We start from the raw sequence: 17,055 nt of genomic DNA, 5'->3' as shown, positions 1-17,055 counted from the left end.
CAATTCGTTAATTAAGGGCTAATACTTGACGACCACTGCACCCCATGCAAATCCGCCGCCAACACCCTCTAATAAGAGACGATGTCCACGCTGGATTTGACCAGAGCGTACCCCACAATCCAAAGCTAATGGAATCGAAGCGGCCGAAGTATTGCCGTGTTCGTGCACAGTTACGATGACCTTTTCCATACCCAAGCCCATTTTGCGGGCGGTACTTTCCATAATGCGAATATTAGCTTGATGTGGCACCAGCCAATCAATCTGTTCTGGCTCGAGATGGGCCTTTTCCAAAGCCTCGCGCGCTACTTGCTCAAGCACTTTCACGGCTAACTTAAAAACCGCTGGACCATCCATGGTCATAAAAGCAGAGCCTGCTATGCCGCCTTGTGTACTGCGCCCCGGGACACATAGAATGGCGCGCTGGCTACCATCGGCATGAAGTGCGGTCGATAAAATACCGGGCTCAGAAGACGCCTCAAGGATAACTGCACCAGCACCATCACCAAACAAAACCGAGGTCGTGCGGTCCTTAAAATCCAAAATCCGAGAAAAAGTTTCAGCACCTATCACCATCACTTTTTTATACGTACCCGTGCGAATAAAGGCATCAGCAGTAGCAAGGGCATACATAAAGCCCGCGCAGACTGCTTGCACGTCAAAAGCAGCGCACTGATTGTGGGCCCCCAATTTATCTTGTACTACGCAAGCTGTACTCGGAAATCCTCCCAGATGATCGGGGGTAGAGGTTGCCAAAATAATGAGGTCAAGCTCGTCAGCGTTTACCCCGGCGCTAGCCAGTGCAGCTTGTGCAGCCTTCACTGCTAAATCACTAGTAAGTTCATTTTCTGCTGCGAAGTGACGTGCTGAGATACCACTACGCGTGAAAATCCATTCGTCACTTGTTTCAATATTTAGTGCGGCTAAGCGTGCAACCATGGCGTCATTGTCTAAACGCTGCTCAGGTAAGTAACTGCCGGTTCCTGCAATACGTGCGTATAGCGTCATTCTTTTACCTCAAGTGCAAACGCTTGAGCAATACGATCTACTAAGCGATTTTTAGCTGCTTCATAAGCCCTGTCTAAGGCAAATCCATACGCAAAGCGATCTGCGGAGCCATGGCTTTTAATCACACAACCCCGTAAACCGAGTAGGACAGCTCCGTTGTAACGGCGGTGATCGACTCGCTTGCGGACTCTTAACAACGGTACCATGGCGCAAATCGCCATTACCTTGGTCATCAAAGAGCGATTAAATTCCTCGCGGATCATGCCGCTCATCATTTTGGCTAAGCCTTCGCTGGCCTTCAAGACAATGTTTCCCACAAATCCATCACACACCACGATGTCAGTAGTGCCTTTATAGATGTCATTACCTTCGACATTGCCGTAAAAGTTCAAGTTGGTTTGGCGCAAGAGTTCACTGGTTTGCTTGACCACCTCATTGCCCTTAATTACCTCCTCACCAATATTGAGAAGGCCAATGGAAGGATTGGCGGTGCCGTCGACCACTTGCACCATCACATTTGCCATTTGGGCAAACTGAACTAAGTGCATGGGTTCGCAATCGGCATTCGCGCCTAAGTCGAGCATGGTGGTGCCGCGCCCTAATTCATTGGGAATTGCGGTCGCAATCGCAGGGCGATCGACACCCTCTAAAGTTTTCAAGATGTAACGTGAAATCGCCATGAGGGCGCCAGTATTGCCTGCTGAGATGATCGCATCGGCTTTGCCGTCCCTGACCCACTCAATCGCTACCCGCATCGAAGAATCTTTTTTGCGACGCAGAGCGACCTCAATGGGATCGTCCATTAAAACTACCTCGGTAGCAGGCACGATCTCAACCCGCTGAGTAAGCGCATTGGGAAATTGACTTAAGGCCTGCTTAAGTAGCTCCGCATCACCAACTAAGGCGATCTTGACGTCGTCATGCTTTTCGAGGAAATCACAACAAGCAGGGACTGTGACCACAATGCCATGGTCGCCGCCCATGGCATCAATGGCAAGAGTGACACTCATAAATGTATGAATTGCTGCAATTGGTTTATTCAAGAAAAAAGCGGCTTTTAAGGGAGCCGCTTCGATCTATTTGACTAAGAAATTAGTCGTTTTTTGTTTTAACTACCTTACGACCACGATAGTAGCCGTTTGGTGAAATGTGGTGACGCAAGTGAGCCTCACCAGTTGTGGCTTCAACAGCCGTAGCAGGTGCGGTTAAAAAGTCGTGCGCACGGTGCATGCCACGTTTGGAAGGTGATTTTTTATTCTGTTGGACGGCCATATTGAACTCCTAAGCAAGGCGATATTCTAACATAAGAAATCATGCAAAAGTGCGTACTACAAGGAATATTCGCTGAATTGCAGATACCGACTCGCCGCAGACTTATTCTACTTTTAGCTTATCTTTCAAGGCCTTAAAGGGGTTTTGTGGCTTTTCAAGGGCCTCTGCGGCAGGGTCATCTTCGCCGAAGCTTGTACTCAATGGAGCGCAGTTTGCGTCAGGATGTTTCGGTATCAAAGGCAAGGAAAGCAGGATTTCATCTTCAATGGTGCCCAAAAGATCAAACTGCTGGCTCGCCACCAAAGGCTCGCGGTGGTCATCTTCAATGGGGTAGGCGTCCGCCTCAGCCTCGTTCTTTAACAGCACAAATTCGCTGTTGGCCTTTAAGTTAAAGGCGAAATCCTTTAAGCAGCGCTGACAAACCAGCTCAATCCGACCCTCAAGCCCCAGTTGCAGGATTTGAATGGGTTCGCCTCCAGGCGCTGCCTCAAAATGGGTCGCCACCGTCCAATGAAAGCCATCCTCCTGACTGATGGTCGACGCCTCGGCCGCCACTCGCGGGAGCGCAGACAAAGCTAAGAATCCCCTCCCTTTATAAGGATGGGGAGCGCAAAAATCGACCTTGCCTAACATGACGGGATCTGCGGAAAGTTCGACTTGAGTTAAAACTTGATTACGATTCATAGTATCAGTCTAAATGAAGCCATCCATGAAAGTAGCCGCAGCAATGAGCGATTCCCCAAAAAATCACCTAATTTTGGCCTCCACCTCCCCCTATCGGCGTGAATTACTCCAGCGACTGGGCATCCCTTTTGAGGTGATCTCTCCCAATGTAGATGAAACCCCCTTGCCCGGCGAGAGCACCGTCGCTTTGGCGCTTCGTCTCGCTCAGGCAAAAGCCGCAGCAGTTGCCAAAGATTATCCCCATGCCTGGGTCATTGGCTCCGATCAAGTGGCGAATTTTTGTGGTGCAGCGATTGGTAAGCCTGGGAACTTTGAACGTGCCATGGCACAACTCCAACTAATGCGGGGCGCCACGGTTATTTTCCAAACTGCACTGTGCTTAATGCATGGTGCAGCCGAAACTACTATCAACATTCCTACCGAGGTGCGTTTTCGGAATCTGCCTGATGAGGCTCTAGAAGCCTATCTACTCACTGAGCAACCTTATGACTGTGCAGGTAGCGCCAAGTCAGAAGGTCTTGGCATTAGCCTCTTAGAGCAGGTAAAAAGCGATGATCCCACGGCGTTAATCGGTTTACCCTTGATTGCGCTCAGTGGCTTGTTACGCGCTGCAGGCTTTGCAATTCCACCAAAACCAACCAACTAAAGATTGCACCATGCCAAACCCAACCTTAGGGACCCTCTACTTAATTCCCAATACCTTAGGTGATGAAGCGCGGACAGAACAATTGCCTTGGGTGCTGCCAAACGAGACGTTGCTTCATACCGCCAAACTCCAGCACTGGATTGTGGAGGATGCCAAAACGGCGCGGGCTTTTTTGAAAGCAGTGGAGCAGTTGACGCCACTGATTTGCCCTATTCAAGAGATGCAGATGAGTGAATGGCGCGGGGCTGCACGCAATGCCAAGTACGCAGACGCGGTGAAGCCACTCGACTTATTAAAACCATTACTAGCGGGGAATGATATGGGCCTCATGTCGGAGGCTGGCGTCCCCGGCGTGGCTGATCCCGGTGCGGAATTGGTGCTTGCCGCCCATCAGATGGGCGCCATTGTGAAACCCATGGTGGGGCCAAGCTCAATCTTGCTCGGCTTGATGGCCAGTGGACTGAATGGTCAACGCTTTGCTTTTCAGGGCTATGTTCCACATGACGCCCAAGAGCGTATTACTAAACTCAAGCAACTGGAAGTTGAATCCCGAAAATTGCAACAAACCCAAATTTGGATTGAGACACCCTATCGAAATGTGGCAATGTTGATGGCCTGCTTAAATACTTTGGCGCCCCAATCACTGCTCTGTCTAGGCGTAGACCTCAGCCTGAAATCGGAAATGATTAGCACCTTGAGTATTGCCGACTGGCGCAAGCGCTACCCAAATGAGGCGGCTTGCGCAGTCTTCCAAAACAGACCGGCGATATTTTTGTTGCTGGCCTGAGTTGATTATTTGAGGTCAGGCGTTTTGATAAGTGCCTTACCAGCGGCTGCGCCGGCCTCTGCGCCAAAGCGTTTTGCAACGCGTTCGGCAAAGTTTTCTTTCACGGTGTAATCCAAAATATCTGGCGCCTTAATAATATCCCGCGCTACGGAGTCGACTGTGCCGTAGCCGTCTACTAAGCCTAATTTGACAGCTTGCTCGCCATTCCAAACCCGCCCTGAAAACAGTTCTGGCGCATCTTTTAAACGTGTGCCGCGCCCCTCTTTGACCACCGCGATAAATTGCTGATGAATCTCATCAATCATGGTTTTTAACATCTCCACCTGTTGGGGGTTTTCTTTGGAGAAGGGGTCGAGCATGCCTTTATTAGAACCAGCGGTAATCATGCGACGCGTAACGCCTAATTTATCCATTAAACCCGTGAAGCCGAAGCCTTCCATGATCACGCCGATGGAGCCCACCAAGCTGGCTTTGTCCACCAAGATTTGGTCGCTAGCAACAGCAACGTAATACCCACCAGAAGCGCAAATATCTTCAACCACAACATAAAAAGGTTTGCTGGGATAGAGCTTGCGTAAGCGATGAATTTCATCATTCATCATTCCAGCCTGCACAGGAGAGCCACCCGGGCTATTAATTTGTAATACGACGCCCGCACTGTGCTCATTTTCAAAGGCGGCTGCCAATGAAGAATTAATATCCGATGCATTGGCGAGCGTGCTGGAAGCGATCTCTCCCTCCAGTTTCACCAAGGCGGTATGCCTCTCCATACTCAGGCCGCGGCCTGGTAAATGAAAATCAAATACTGAAAGCACAATCCCAATCAAAATAATGAAGGTAAGGATACGGAAGACAGCCTTCCAACGCCGAGCTTTACGAGTCTCTTTTAAATTCTCTAAGAGAAGATGCTCTAGAGCTTGACGCTCCCAAGGCTGGTTTTGATCCATCGTTTAGCTCTCTATTTCTTTGAATACGACTAGGTTAATGACGATTGATGATTATTTATGGCTAGTTAGGAATAACTCATCATATTTAAATTGTTATGCAACCATTGAGATAGTTGGGGAACATTGTCCACGTGTACTAATGAAGGCGCTGTCTCAAGGGTGCTGGCTGGATGGGCGCCATAAGTGACCGCCACCGCATCTACCCCTGCATTAGTCGCCATTTCCAAATCATGGGTGGTATCACCAATCATCAGCATTCGACGCACTGGCACCAAGGTGGCATCAGATAACTCCAAAAGCATGCCAGGGTGGGGCTTAGAAAATGATTCATCTGCGGTTCGAGTTGCATGAAACAGATGTCCAATTTCGTGATGGGCAATCGATCGGTCTAAGCCGACTCGAGATTTGCCAGTTGCCACCCCCAGTAAATATCCCTCATCACGTAAGTCTTGCAGCAATTCACGAATCCCCGCAAAGAGATGTAGCTCATTGTCTTTTGATAGATAGTGATAACGAAAGCGTTCAGTTAATTTCGGAAAATGTGCTGGCTCAATCCACGGTACTGCCCTACGTAAGGAATCATGAATACCCAAACCAATCACTGAACTAGCCAGCGAGTCGTCGGGCTCCTTAAAGCCAAGATCCCTGCAAGCCTGTTGTATACATTGCACGATCGTGGGCGTGGAATCCAGGATGGTCCCATCCCAATCCCAAACGATCAGGTCATAGCGTTTTTCAGGCTTACTGTCTTCAATCATAATCGGTATTTTTACTCACTTGGTTTACTTACTTCGTCTTTTTCAGCCAGCGGCTTAAATGTCTTCATCATTGCTGTAAATGGCTCGGGCAAGGGAGATTCAATGCGCATTTTTTCTCCTGTACGGGGATGTATAAAGCCAGCTAAATGCGCGTGTAGATATAAACGTTTGGATTTAGTAAGCTTATCTTGATCCTCAAACCCGTACTTATCGTCCCCCAGAATGGCATGCCCCAATTTTTGCATGTGCACCCGAATTTGATGGGTGCGCCCTGTCTTTAGCTGAGCTTCAGCCAAAGTAATGGCCAACTCAGCGCGCTTTAGTGTTTGCACCACCCGCACAGCGGTATGGCTCGGCAAACCATTGGGATCAACTCGTACCCGTCTTTCACCGTTGGGGAGCAAGTACTTATGCAGGGGATATTTCAATTGCAGAACGCCTGCAGCTTGCTTTACCTCACCATGGGCTATTAAGTAATAGCGCTTGTCTATTTGGCCTTCACGAATTTGCCGATGCATCTCTACAAGGGCGCTGCGTTTTTTAGCTAAAAGCAGGACGCCTGAAGTATCTCGATCCAAGCGATGGACTAATTCCAAGAATTTCAGCTCTGGGCGGGTAATACGCAAGGTTTCAATGACCCCTAATGCAATACCTGAGCCACCATGCACTGCCAGTCCAGCCGGTTTATTAACTATTAATAAAGCCTCATCCTCAAACAAGATGGGCATATTGTCTGAATAGCCACGTGCCCGAGATTGGGTTTGAGCCGTATTAACTGCCGCCATTTGGGCGGGTTCAGCCAGTCGAACCGGGGGTAATCTAACAATGTCACCTTCAATCAGGCGGGTAGTGGGTTCAGCCCGTTTTTTATTGACCCGCACCTCACCAGAGCGAATAATGCGGTAAACATGGCTCTTGGGAACGCCTTTGGCCCACCGCAGAAGATAGTTGTCCAAACGTTGACCGGCCTCTTCAGGGCCAATTGTCTGTAGGAGCACGGCAGCGGGAGCTGATGCTTTTGCCTTTAAAGGCTGAATTAGGGGGTCGGGTTTCATTTTTTATCTCTCTCGCCACCTCAGCGAGGGACTTAACAATACCCCATTGTCATTCAACTTGTGCCGTATAATCAACGCTCTAGCCAATTTATTGGCCCGAGCCCAGCCTGAAGTCAGGTTTGACTCGTGGAGCTTGGAGTCGCCCTTAATAGACTCCCGGGGTTGCCCCTCCCCCGTTTTAATGAGGCGCAGGGTTGGTGTGCCGTATGCCGCGACCCGCGATTAGAAGACAGTTTTCAGGCGCGCGCCTGCATTGATGACCAAAAGGAGGTCTCTGCGGCGAGCGTCAAGTGTGGCACCGATAGAAACAAAATGGACATCGGTGTACTAAGCAAAAAAGCTTAGACTTGCTTGATCCACACTCCAAAGCCGCTGCTGGGCAATGCCCCAAGCGGTATCTAACTTGTCCCCTAACGCACCGCGCAGCGACACATTCCCCAATAGGAGAGTGTTATGAAACGCATGTTATTTAATGCAACTCAGCAAGAAGAGTTGCGCGTGGCCATTGTTGATGGTCAAAAGTTAATCGATATCGATATTGAAGCTGCTGGTCGCGAACAACGCAAAGGCAACGTTTACAAAGGTGTTATTACGCGCATTGAGCCATCGCTCGAGGCCTGTTTTGTGAACTACGGTGAGGAACGTCATGGCTTCCTCCCATTTAAAGAAGTCGCTCGTACTTACTTTAAAGAAGGTATTGATGTTCGCACCGCTTCCATTAAGGATGCCCTGCGCGAAGGTCAGGAAATTATTGTTCAGGTAGAAAAAGAGGAGCGCGGCCAAAAAGGTGCGGCCTTAACTTCATTTGTCTCTCTGGCAGGTCGCTATTTGGTATTAATGCCAAATAATCCCCGTGGTGGCGGTGTTTCTCGCCGCATTGAAGGCGAAGACCGTCAAGAGTTGCGTGAAGCCATGTCTCAATTAGAGGTTCCGGATGGCATGAGCATCATTGCGCGTACCGCCGGTATTGGGCGCGATGCTACTGAATTGCAATGGGACTTAAGTTACCTCATGCAGTTGTGGACTGCCATTGATGAAGCTGCAAAAGGCAATTCAGCCCCATTATTGATCTACCTTGAGTCGAGCTTAGTTATTCGGGCAATCCGCGATTACTTCCAGCCTGATATCGGTGAGATTCTGATTGATACGGACGATATCTACGAACAAGCTGCGGCATTCATGTCCGTAGTCATGCCAGATAATTTGCCTAGAGTGAAGCGCTACCAGGACGATGTGCCTTTGTTCTCACGCTTCCAAATTGAGCATCAAATTGAAACTGCGTATTCCCGTACCGTGCCATTGCCATCTGGTGGCGCCATCGTGATTGACCACACCGAGGCCTTGGTTTCGGTTGACGTCAACTCCGCACGTGCTACTCGTGGCTCCGATATTGAAGAGACCGCTACCCGCACCAACTTAGAAGCTGCCGATGAAATCGCCCGTCAAGCGCGTTTACGTGACTTGGGTGGTTTGATTGTGATTGACTTTATTGATATGGAATCGAGCAAAGCACAAAAAGACGTTGAAAATCGTCTGCGTGATGCCTTGCGTCATGACCGTGCTCGCGTCCAAATGGGCAAGATCTCTAAATTTGGCTTGATGGAAATGTCACGCCAACGTTTACGTCCGGCCCTATCTGAAGGTAGCCATGTCACCTGTCCTCGCTGTAACGGCACAGGTCACATTCGGGATACTGAATCGTCTGCCTTGCAAGTCTTGCGCATCATCCAAGAAGAGGCCATGAAAGAAAATACAGCGGCGATTCATACACAGGTGCCTGTCGAAGTGGCGGCCTTCCTGTTAAATGAAAAGCGTCCAGAAGTCATCAAAATCGAGACTCGTTTCAAAGTCAACGTCTTAATGATTCCGAATAAGCATTTAGAAACACCGCACTACAAACTAGAGCGTTTGCGTCACGATGACCCGCGCTTAGATGACCAAAAAGCCAGCTATGTGATGGCAGAAGAAGCGGCTCGCGAACTCGAGACTGACACGACAGTGAGCCGTAAAGATGCAGACGTCAAAGCGCGCCCTGAAGCAGCGGTTAAAGGCATTACCCCTAACCAACCTGCCCCAGTCAGTCAGCCACGTCCTGCGCGCGCTAGCGCTGCAGCTCCAGCCGAAACCACTGGTGGATTCTTGGGCTTTATTAAGAAACTCTTTGCCTCATCACCAGCGCCTGAAGTGAAACCTGCTGCAAGCGTGCCCCGGGGTCGCAATCCGAATAATCGCAATGGCAATACAAACGGTAACCGTAATCGCGGTCGCAGAGGTGAGCGTAACGAGCGCACTGACCGCCCAGCAGCTAGCGCGGATGGTGAGACTTCCACAACCGAAACTTCTGCTCCACGCGAAGGTCGAGGTCGTCAAGATGGTCGCAATCGAAATAATCGCAATGCGAGCAATCCAAAACCTGAAAACCAAGCCGCTACTACTACGACAACTGAGGCAGCGCCAGGAACTGAAACCACACCGAAGTTAGAGGGTGAAGGTGGACGTGGGCGTGGACGCAATCGCCGTGGTCGCGGTCGCGGTCAACGAGGTGAGCGTTCTGAAGTGACTGGTGAAGCAAATCCAGAGGCAACTGATGCTCTAAATTCTGCGTCTTCCGACTCTGCAGCAGCAATGCCTGATAGCGCTTCACACTATGAAGCTCTGCCAGAAGCAAAAGAGCGGACACCCAGAGAGCCACGCGCGCCACGTGCACCACGCCAAAGCAATCGCACTGACAATGCTTCGACTCAAGCAATGCCAGAAACTACTGTTGCGCCTGCACCAGTGGTTGCTGCGCCCATCGCTGTGATTGCAAAGCCGGTACCAGAACTTCCTAAGGTTGCTTTCAAGCCCTTAGAAGAAACTCCTTTGCAGAGCGTAGTTCAATCTGCCGGCATGGTTTGGGTGGGAACTGACACCACTAAGCATGCTGAAGCACAGTCGCAGATCCAAGCTAAACCGGAAGTTGCCAATTTGGGCAGAGCGCCTAAACCGCCTGTTAGCCTCAACGATGCTCCTATGGTCTTAATCGAGACTGGCGGCAAAGAAAAATCGGTGTAATGCTTTTTTCTCCAGATCGTCATTTATCCCAAAAGGATATTTGGCGATTTGGCAGAAACTCTGTTTCACAGCCATAATCCACTGATGCAAAAAGTCATCCCCATTCGCATTGATGAAGGTATGGGGTTGACTCCGTCCATCCCTGACGTGCTTTCAGCGGCCAAAGGGGCAATTAAAGATAAACGGGCTCGCCCGCTGCGTGATTTACGGATTTCCGTAACTGATCGTTGCAACTTCCGCTGCACCTACTGTATGCCCAAGGAAGTCTTTGATAAAGACCATGCCTATTTAGCGCATGATGAACTCCTTAGCTTTGAGGAAATTACGCGCTTAGCCACCATTTTTACCTCCCTTGGCGTTGAGAAAATTCGCCTTACGGGCGGAGAACCCTTGCTAAGAAAGAATCTCGAAATACTAGTGCAGATGCTGGCCGATATTCGCACGCCAGCAGGCAAGCCTCTCGACCTTACACTCACTACCAATGGCAGTATCTTGCGCAAGAAAGCGGCGGCTTTAAAAGCAGCTGGCTTAAACCGAATTACCGTAAGTCTTGATGGCTTGCAGGATGACATCTTCAAGCAAATGAATGATGTGGATTTTCCGGTGACCGATGTATTGGATGGCATCAGCGCCGCGCAAGAAGTTGGCTTCTCTAATCTCAAAGTCAATATGGTGGTGAAAAAAGGAACGAATGATCAAGAGATCGTTGCCATGGCAAAGCACTTTAAAGGTAGTGGAATAACACTGCGCTTTATAGAATTTATGGACGTTGGCAGCTCGAATGGTTGGAATATGACTGAAGTTCTCCCCTCGAAAGAAGTGCTGGCAAAAATTCATGCGGTCTTTCCATTGGAGGCGATTGAGGCCTCTTACCCTGGCGAAGTCGCTCAACGTTGGCGCTATGTCGATGGTTCTGGCGAGGTCGGCGTGATCTCTAGCGTGACCCAAACTTTCTGCCATGAATGCACGCGAGCACGAATTTCTACTGATGGACAACTCTATCTCTGTTTATTTGCAAACACCGGCTTTGATTTCAAAACGCTATTGCGCTCGGGTAAGACAGACTTAGAAATCACGAATGCCATTATGGGCGTTTGGTCGAATCGAGATGACCATTACTCTGAAATTAGAGGCGCCAATACTTTGGAATCAAGCTCTAGCCGCAAGGTTGAAATGTCTTATATTGGCGGCTGATGATTGCAGCTAAGCAAATCACGGGATTAATTTTGGCTGGCGGTCGCGCCCAGCGTATGGGCGGCATCGATAAAGGTTTAATTCTCTTTTTAGAAAAACCTTTAATCGAATCTGCGATTGCTCGCCTCAAAGAGCAAGTGGGTGCGATGCTGATTAATGCCAATCGCAATATTACTAAATACGCTAGCTACAGCTACCCGGTATTAATGGATGAAACCCCTGACTTTTCGGGGCCCTTAGCCGGCTTTGCCATTGGCCTAAAGCATTGCCAAACACCCTACCTCTTAGTTTGCCCTTGCGACTCACCACTACTACCGCTTGATCTTGCATCTAGAATGGCCGCCGAATTAGAACGTACGGAATGCGATTTAGTCTACGCATCAACCCGAGCGCTTAATGGCAAGATATGGGCACAACCCGTGTTTTGCCTGATGCGTAGTGATCTTGGAGAATCGTTAAACGCTTTCTTAAAATCGGGTGATTTGAAAATCGACCACTGGTTTAAAGCCTTGCGCAGTACTACAGTGATATTTGATGATGAAGCGGCATTCGCAAACGTCAATACGCCGGAAGAACTGCTGGCATTGGAGAAGCTAGCACCATGACCGACTCGTCCAAATTGTCCCCCAACGACCCGTTGCTACTTACCTCATCGCTATCTGTTATCGATGCTCGAAAAGCCATCGCACAATTAGTAGAAGACCTCATCGCAGAATCCAACTTACTTAAACATGCTGATGCTATTGACGAGGTTCCCTTAGATCAAGCGCTCAACCGAATTTTGGCGGTGGATTTAGTGTCACCGATTGATGTGCCAGGTGCAGATAATTCAGCCATGGACGGCTATGCTTTTTCTGGTGACGCTTTGGGAATGGATGATGTGACAATCTCTTTCAACGTGGTTGGCACTGCTTATGCTGGCAAGCCTTTTGATGGCCCAATCGGCTACGGGGAATGCATCCAGATTATGACTGGCGCTGTGATGCCTAAGGGCTGCGATACGGTCGTGCCACAGGAGTTTTTATTGCAGGCTCATTCTGCAAATAGGCCAACAATCGAACTAAAACAAAATTTGCTTAAGCGTGGCGATAATCGGCGCTTGCGTGGTGAGGATTTACAAATGGGTAAGCCTGCCATTAGCGCTGGCCGATTCTTACGGCCCTCCGATTTAGGCTTAGCTGCATCCTTAGGCATTGCCACTCTTCAAGTGCGCCGTAAATTGAAGGTAGCCATTTTGTCCTCTGGTGATGAGCTCCGCTCAATTGGGCAAGCTTTAGACGCTGGCAGCATCTATGACAGCAATCGCTACAGCCTGATGGGGATGCTGAATCGCCTCAATCTAGAAGTCATGGATTGCGGCATCGTACGGGATGATCCTGTCGCGCTGAAAGAAGCATTTTGCGCCGCTGCCAAACAAGCCGATGTCTTGATTTCTTCTGGGGGTGTTTCCGTTGGTGAAGCGGACTTTACCAAACAAATCCTCCAAGAATTAGGTGATGTGGGTTTTTGGAAAATCGCTATGCGCCCTGGACGTCCCATGGCTTTTGGCGCTCTTAAGTCGATTCCGGGTGCGCAGCAAGAACATAAAACACTATTTTTTGGGCTGCCCGGTAACCCGGTTGCGGTCATGGTGACCTTTTATCAGTTTGTGCGTTCTGCCTTATTGCAACTGAACGGTGCCGAGCAAACTGAACCCCTCCTAACCCAAGCGATTGCCGAATCAGCAATGCGCAAAAAGCCTGGGCGCACAGAATTTCAGCGCGCCACGATGAGCCGAGGGCCTGACGGCAAGCCCATGGTGAAGCTCACAGGTAGTCAAGGCGCCGGAATTCTAAGGTCCATGAGCGAAGCAAATTGCTTTGTAATTCTTGGGCATGAGCAAGGTAATGTAAGCGCTGGAGACTGGGTAGATGTGGCGCTTTTTGATGGACTGCTTTAAGATAAGCCCATCATGAAACTCACCAAAAAAGAAATTGTCTTCTTAGACCCAATGCATACCGCCAAAACCCTCGTTTTGGTTTATCTTTGCTTCTCCGTACCCATCGTCTTATTGGCTCTCTTTGTGGCCTTCATTCGGGATGGCGCCATTCCAGGCTTTACGGTGTTATCTGCGCTTGTTCTTAATGCCTTACTGGGCTTTGCGCTCTTATGGATTGCCTGCAAAGTTTATAACTGGGTCGCTACTAAATTCGGCGGCATTGAACTGGCGTTACGCGAACTTACAGAAGAAATTGAAGCGGACTGAGTCGCAACTAGTACTCAGCCCGTTTTTATTACCCCTTAAACACTTCCTCATTAATTAAGCTCGGCGGTTTCTTGCCAGCGAGTGCAGCACTTAAGTTATCAATGGCAAGGTCAACCATTGCTCTGCGGGTTTTTTCTGTAGAGCTCGCAATATGCGGGGCCAAGACCACATTGCTCAACTTGAGTAACTCCGGGTGAACCTGAGGCTCCCCTTCAAAAACATCCAAGCCAGCAGCAAACAATCTTTTCTCTTTCAGTGCTTGCGCTAAAGCAGCATCATCCACAATCCCGCCCCGCGCAATATTAATCAGGGTAGCAGTAGGCTTCATTAAAGCGATTTCTTTAGCGCCAATCGTGTGATGGTTTTGTGCGGTGTAGGGTAATACCAAAACAACGTGATCAGCAGTACGGAGCAATTCTTCTTTAGAGACGTAGGTGGCTTGGCAGGCTTTTTCATGAGTCTCGGATAGACGACTGCGATTGTAATAAATCACGTTCATGTCAAAACCAAGGGCACGCTTAGCAATGCCTTGGCCAATCCGGCCCATACCAATAATACCAAGGGTGGTGTGATGTACATCCACACCCAAGGGGTTGGAAGCAATTGACCACTTCAACCAGTTCCCAGCACGTAACCAATGTTCGGATTCAGTAACTCTTCTAGCGGTTGCCATCAATAAGGCGAACCCAAAATCTGCTGTTGTGTCGGTGAGCACTTCGGGTGTATTTGTTGCCATTACCCCTGCTGCCGTTATGGCTTGAATATCAAAATTGTTATAGCCAACAGAAATATTAGCCACAATTTTTAGCTTAGCCGCTTGAGAGAGCGCGCCCGCATCAATGCGCTCACTACCCGTTACCAATGCCCCCGCCACGCTAGCGAGTTCTTTTTTTAACTCTTCAGGCGTCCAAACATGATCGGCTTGATTTGAGCGAACCTCGAAAGATTCTTCTAATTTGGCTAAGGCCTCAGGAAATATGGCTCTTGCAACGAGTATTTTGGGCTTTGGGGAGGGGTTGTCTTTGGTCATACACCGCACTTTACCTCAACTAAACCCGCTCTTTTACCGAAAAAATGGGCTTCGGCTAAAATGGGCTTTTATAACTTGCTAGCTAATTAAACAATTTCGTTTAACTATCAGCCGAATGCCAAAACCATGACTTACGTCGTTACTGAAGCTTGTATCCGCTGCAAATACACTGATTGTGTTGATGTCTGTCCCGTGGATTGTTTCCGCGAGGGGCCCAATTTCTTAGTGATTGACCCCGATGAGTGCATCGATTGCGCTGTTTGTGTGCCCGAATGTCCAGTCAATGCAATTTATGCAGAAGATGATGTTCCTGGCGATCAGCAAGAGTTTATTAAGCTTAATGCGGACTTAGCTGCTGGCTGGCCCTCCATCACCAAATCAAAGGCTGCCTTGGCAGATGCCGAAGAGTGGAAAAGCGTCACAGCCAAACTGGATCAACTTGAGAAGTAAGCCCTCAGTCATTAGATTGAGCTAAGGAATCAATTTTGCAGACCCCCATTGAAACCGATGCTGTCATTATTGGCGCAGGGCCAGTGGGACTTTTCCAAGTATTTGAATTGGGGCTGCTAGACATTAAAGCTCAGGTGATTGACTCGCTGCCCGAGGTTGGTGGCCAATGTATCGAGCTTTATCCTGATAAGCCCATCTACGATATACCAGCGATTCCCGTTTGTACCGGGCGGGAGTTGACCAATAATCTTCTCAAACAAATTGCGCCCTTTAATGCTCAATTTCATTTGGGTCAAGAAGTCTCTACGCTGGAGAGACAAGCAGATGATCGCTTTTTAATCACCACCTCTACTGAGCAACGCTTTCTTGCGAGAACCGTTTTTATTGCCGCAGGTGTAGGTGCATTTCAGCCTCGCACCTTGAAATTAGATGGACTTGAGGCGTTTGAAGACAGTCAGGTTTTCTATCGTGTAAAAAACCCCGAGCAGTTTTCTAGCAAACACATTGTGATCTGTGGCGGAGGAGATTCCGCTTTGGACTGGGTGCTGTTTTTTGTGGGCAAGGCGGCAAGCGTGACACTCATTCATCGTCGCGATGAATTTAAAGCGGCACCTCAGTCCGTCGCTAAAATGCGTGCCCTGTGTGAAGCGGGCGAGATGCAACTCATCATCGGGCAAATCACCGGCTTTAATGCCGTTGACCAGCAACTCACTGAAATTGCCGTCACCAACATCGATGGTGAAGTGCAAACCATTACCGCTGATGCCCTCTTACTCTTTTATGGTCTCTCCCCGAAATTGGGGCCCATCGCTGAATGGGGCTTGGATATTGATCGCAAACAAATCACTGTAGATACGGCTTGCTTTCAGACTAGTGAATCCGGTATTTATGCTGTCGGCGACATCAATATCTATCCAGGCAAGAAAAAGCTCATTCTGTCAGGCTTTCATGAGGCAGCGCTTGCCGCCTTTGCTGCAGCCGCTTACCTGCATCCAGAAAAGCAAATTCAACTGCAATACACCACGACCTCCCCTAAGCTACATAAAGCCTTGGGTGTCAGCCCAGCAACATTCGAGTAAGCTCTATCTATTCCAACCCTTCCTTACATTTTTAAATAGCCAAGAACCATGCATCAATACCATGACCTAATGAAGGAAGTGCTCGCTAAGGGCGTTAAAAAGTCTGATAGAACGGGTACGGGCACCATCTCCTTATTCGGACACCAAATGCGCTTTAATTTAGCGGATGGCTTTCCGATGGTAACCACCAAGAAGCTCCATCTCAAATCCATCATTTTGGAATTGCTGTGGTTTCTCAAGGGAAGCACTGACAATAACTGGTTAAAAGAGCGCGGCGTTTCTATTTGGAATGAGTGGGCTGCTCCCGACGGTGATCTAGGCCCAATTTATGGTTACCAGTGGCGTTCTTGGCCGGCTCCCAATGGCGCTCATATTGATCAAATTTCTGAGGTCATCTCGACCATTAAAAACAATCCAGACTCACGCCGCATTATTGTGTCGGCTTGGAACGTAGCCGATATTCCGCGCATGGCTTTGGCCCCTTGTCATGCCTTGTTTCAGTTTTATGTGGCTGAGGGGAAATTGTCCTGCCAGCTCTATCAACGCAGTGCAGACATCTTTTTAGGCGTTCCGTTCAATATTGCTAGCTATGCCCTGCTCACCCACATGGTGGCGCAGCAATGCAATCTTGAGGTGGGTGACTTTGTTTGGACGGGTGGTGATTGCCATTTGTATAGCAATCATTTAGAGCAAGTGGATCTCCAACTGTCTAGGGAATTCTTTCCCCTGCCAAAGTTGCGTATCTTACGTAAGCCCGATTCAATCTTTGATTATGAAATTGAAGATTTTGAGATCGAAGGCTATCAATCTCATCCCCACATTAAAGCTCCAGTAGCTATTTAAGAAAAC

At 49.0% G+C, this 17,055-nt stretch carries 18 protein-coding genes; 10 read left to right on the top strand and 8 right to left on the bottom strand.

The features are described from left to right. Nucleotides 1-18: 18 nt before the first annotated feature. The 4 genes from CP950_RS02550 to CP950_RS02535 all read right to left on the bottom strand — a co-directional run bounded on the left by CP950_RS02550 (nt 19) and on the right by CP950_RS02535 (nt 2,961). On the bottom strand, nt 19-1,005 hold the full coding sequence (locus CP950_RS02550) for a beta-ketoacyl-ACP synthase III (RefSeq protein WP_096672266.1): 987 nt from the start codon (nt 1,003-1,005) through the stop codon (nt 19-21). After that, nucleotides 1,002-2,015: a phosphate acyltransferase PlsX gene (gene plsX, locus CP950_RS02545; RefSeq protein WP_096672423.1), complete on the bottom strand. Its 1,014-nt coding sequence runs from the start codon at nt 2,013-2,015 to the stop codon at nt 1,002-1,004. The genes CP950_RS02550 and plsX overlap by 4 nt, the downstream gene beginning before the upstream one ends. An 82-nt stretch (nt 2,016-2,097) precedes the next feature. After that, the gene (gene rpmF, locus CP950_RS02540; protein WP_011902241.1) at nt 2,098-2,277 is read right to left on the bottom strand and encodes a 50S ribosomal protein L32; all 180 of its coding nucleotides are present in this window, start codon (nt 2,275-2,277) and stop codon (nt 2,098-2,100) included. Between the two features lie 102 nt (nt 2,278-2,379). Next, nucleotides 2,380-2,961, bottom strand: coding sequence for a YceD family protein (locus CP950_RS02535; protein WP_096672265.1), 582 nt, complete (start codon nt 2,959-2,961; stop codon nt 2,380-2,382). A gap of 13 nt (nt 2,962-2,974) precedes the next feature. On the opposite strand from CP950_RS02535, the gene CP950_RS02530 reads away from it, so the two are divergent. Both CP950_RS02530 and CP950_RS02525 read left to right on the top strand, forming a co-directional pair. Next, a complete protein-coding gene (locus CP950_RS02530) occupies nt 2,975-3,607 on the top strand; it encodes a Maf family nucleotide pyrophosphatase (protein ID WP_419185557.1) in 633 nt (210 codons plus the stop codon). Nucleotides 3,608-3,617: 10 nt separating this feature from the next. Then, nucleotides 3,618-4,394 carry an SAM-dependent methyltransferase gene (locus CP950_RS02525; RefSeq protein WP_096672264.1) on the top strand — a complete coding sequence of 259 codons (777 nt, stop codon included), beginning with the start codon at nt 3,618-3,620 and terminating at the stop codon, nt 4,392-4,394. 5 nt (nt 4,395-4,399) lie between these two features. Here CP950_RS02525 and sppA read toward each other — a convergent pair whose 3' ends face one another. The 3 genes from sppA to CP950_RS02510 form a co-directional block, all read right to left on the bottom strand. Then, nucleotides 4,400-5,341 (bottom strand): signal peptide peptidase SppA, encoded by a 942-nt coding sequence (sppA, locus tag CP950_RS02520; protein ID WP_096672263.1) that lies wholly within the window; start codon nt 5,339-5,341, stop codon nt 4,400-4,402. A gap of 65 nt (nt 5,342-5,406) precedes the next feature. Continuing rightward, nucleotides 5,407-6,099: an HAD-IA family hydrolase gene (locus tag CP950_RS02515; RefSeq protein ID WP_096672262.1), complete on the bottom strand. Its 693-nt coding sequence runs from the start codon at nt 6,097-6,099 to the stop codon at nt 5,407-5,409. Nucleotides 6,100-6,110: 11 nt separating this feature from the next. Beyond that, nucleotides 6,111-7,154: an RluA family pseudouridine synthase gene (locus CP950_RS02510; protein WP_096672261.1), complete on the bottom strand. Its 1,044-nt coding sequence runs from the start codon at nt 7,152-7,154 to the stop codon at nt 6,111-6,113. Nucleotides 7,155-7,607: 453 nt separating this feature from the next. On the opposite strand from CP950_RS02510, the gene CP950_RS02500 reads away from it, so the two are divergent. The 5 genes from CP950_RS02500 to CP950_RS02480 all read left to right on the top strand — a co-directional run bounded on the left by CP950_RS02500 (nt 7,608) and on the right by CP950_RS02480 (nt 13,647). After that, a complete protein-coding gene (locus CP950_RS02500; RefSeq protein WP_096672259.1) occupies nt 7,608-10,208 on the top strand; it encodes an Rne/Rng family ribonuclease in 2,601 nt (866 codons plus the stop codon). An 81-nt stretch (nt 10,209-10,289) separates the two neighbouring features. Next, on the top strand, nt 10,290-11,402 hold the full coding sequence (gene moaA / locus CP950_RS02495) for a GTP 3',8-cyclase MoaA (protein ID WP_419185569.1): 1,113 nt from the start codon (nt 10,290-10,292) through the stop codon (nt 11,400-11,402). Further along, entirely contained in the window at nt 11,402-12,007 is a 606-nt protein-coding gene (gene mobA / locus CP950_RS02490) for a molybdenum cofactor guanylyltransferase MobA (protein ID WP_096672257.1), read from the top strand. The genes moaA and mobA overlap by 1 nt, the downstream gene beginning before the upstream one ends. Next, the gene (moeA, locus tag CP950_RS02485) at nt 12,004-13,341 is read left to right on the top strand and encodes a molybdopterin molybdotransferase MoeA (protein WP_096672256.1); all 1,338 of its coding nucleotides are present in this window, start codon (nt 12,004-12,006) and stop codon (nt 13,339-13,341) included. Before mobA ends, moeA begins: the two co-directional genes overlap by 4 nt. Nucleotides 13,342-13,353: 12 nt before the next feature. After that, nucleotides 13,354-13,647 carry a hypothetical protein gene (locus CP950_RS02480; protein ID WP_096672255.1) on the top strand — a complete coding sequence of 98 codons (294 nt, stop codon included), beginning with the start codon at nt 13,354-13,356 and terminating at the stop codon, nt 13,645-13,647. Nucleotides 13,648-13,675: 28 nt separating this feature from the next. Here the strand turns inward: CP950_RS02480 and CP950_RS02475 are convergent, their stop codons facing one another. Next, a complete protein-coding gene (locus tag CP950_RS02475; RefSeq protein WP_096672254.1) occupies nt 13,676-14,677 on the bottom strand; it encodes a 2-hydroxyacid dehydrogenase in 1,002 nt (333 codons plus the stop codon). A gap of 126 nt (nt 14,678-14,803) precedes the next feature. Here CP950_RS02475 and fdxA point away from each other — a divergent pair, with 126 nt between their 5' ends. The 3 genes from fdxA to CP950_RS02460 are packed head-to-tail and all read left to right on the top strand — an operon-like array spanning nt 14,804 to nt 17,049. Next, nucleotides 14,804-15,127 (top strand): ferredoxin FdxA, encoded by a 324-nt coding sequence (gene fdxA / locus CP950_RS02470; RefSeq protein ID WP_096672253.1) that lies wholly within the window; start codon nt 14,804-14,806, stop codon nt 15,125-15,127. Between the two features lie 32 nt (nt 15,128-15,159). Then, entirely contained in the window at nt 15,160-16,206 is a 1,047-nt protein-coding gene (locus tag CP950_RS02465) for an NAD(P)/FAD-dependent oxidoreductase (protein WP_096672252.1), read from the top strand. A gap of 48 nt (nt 16,207-16,254) precedes the next feature. Further along, nucleotides 16,255-17,049, top strand: a complete 795-nt coding sequence (locus CP950_RS02460; protein WP_096672251.1) for a thymidylate synthase — start codon at nt 16,255-16,257, stop codon at nt 17,047-17,049. Nucleotides 17,050-17,055: the final 6 nt, after the last annotated feature.

It is taken from the genome of Polynucleobacter meluiroseus (assembly GCF_900205755.1).
Lineage (GTDB): Bacteria > Pseudomonadota > Gammaproteobacteria > Burkholderiales > Burkholderiaceae > Polynucleobacter > Polynucleobacter meluiroseus.
Note: the sequence above shows the minus strand (reverse complement) of the source record. Positions and strands in the feature narration are given on the sequence as shown.

Coding starts and splice junctions, on each gene's coding strand:
- CP950_RS02550 (WP_096672266.1), bottom strand. CDS start 1,005: ATGACGCTATACGCACGTATTGCAGGAACCGGCAGTTACTTACCTGAG.
- plsX (WP_096672423.1), bottom strand. CDS start 2,015: ATGAGTGTCACTCTTGCCATTGATGCCATGGGCGGCGACCATGGCATT.
- rpmF (WP_011902241.1), bottom strand. CDS start 2,277: ATGGCCGTCCAACAGAATAAAAAATCACCTTCCAAACGTGGCATGCAC.
- CP950_RS02535 (WP_096672265.1), bottom strand. CDS start 2,961: ATGAATCGTAATCAAGTTTTAACTCAAGTCGAACTTTCCGCAGATCCC.
- CP950_RS02530 (WP_419185557.1), top strand. CDS start 2,975: ATGAAGCCATCCATGAAAGTAGCCGCAGCAATGAGCGATTCCCCAAAA.
- CP950_RS02525 (WP_096672264.1), top strand. CDS start 3,618: ATGCCAAACCCAACCTTAGGGACCCTCTACTTAATTCCCAATACCTTA.
- sppA (WP_096672263.1), bottom strand. CDS start 5,341: ATGGATCAAAACCAGCCTTGGGAGCGTCAAGCTCTAGAGCATCTTCTC.
- CP950_RS02515 (WP_096672262.1), bottom strand. CDS start 6,099: ATGATTGAAGACAGTAAGCCTGAAAAACGCTATGACCTGATCGTTTGG.
- CP950_RS02510 (WP_096672261.1), bottom strand. CDS start 7,154: ATGAAACCCGACCCCCTAATTCAGCCTTTAAAGGCAAAAGCATCAGCT.
- CP950_RS02500 (WP_096672259.1), top strand. CDS start 7,608: ATGAAACGCATGTTATTTAATGCAACTCAGCAAGAAGAGTTGCGCGTG.
- mobA (WP_096672257.1), top strand. CDS start 11,402: ATGATTGCAGCTAAGCAAATCACGGGATTAATTTTGGCTGGCGGTCGC.
- moeA (WP_096672256.1), top strand. CDS start 12,004: ATGACCGACTCGTCCAAATTGTCCCCCAACGACCCGTTGCTACTTACC.
- CP950_RS02480 (WP_096672255.1), top strand. CDS start 13,354: ATGAAACTCACCAAAAAAGAAATTGTCTTCTTAGACCCAATGCATACC.
- CP950_RS02475 (WP_096672254.1), bottom strand. CDS start 14,677: ATGACCAAAGACAACCCCTCCCCAAAGCCCAAAATACTCGTTGCAAGA.
- fdxA (WP_096672253.1), top strand. CDS start 14,804: ATGACTTACGTCGTTACTGAAGCTTGTATCCGCTGCAAATACACTGAT.
- CP950_RS02460 (WP_096672251.1), top strand. CDS start 16,255: ATGCATCAATACCATGACCTAATGAAGGAAGTGCTCGCTAAGGGCGTT.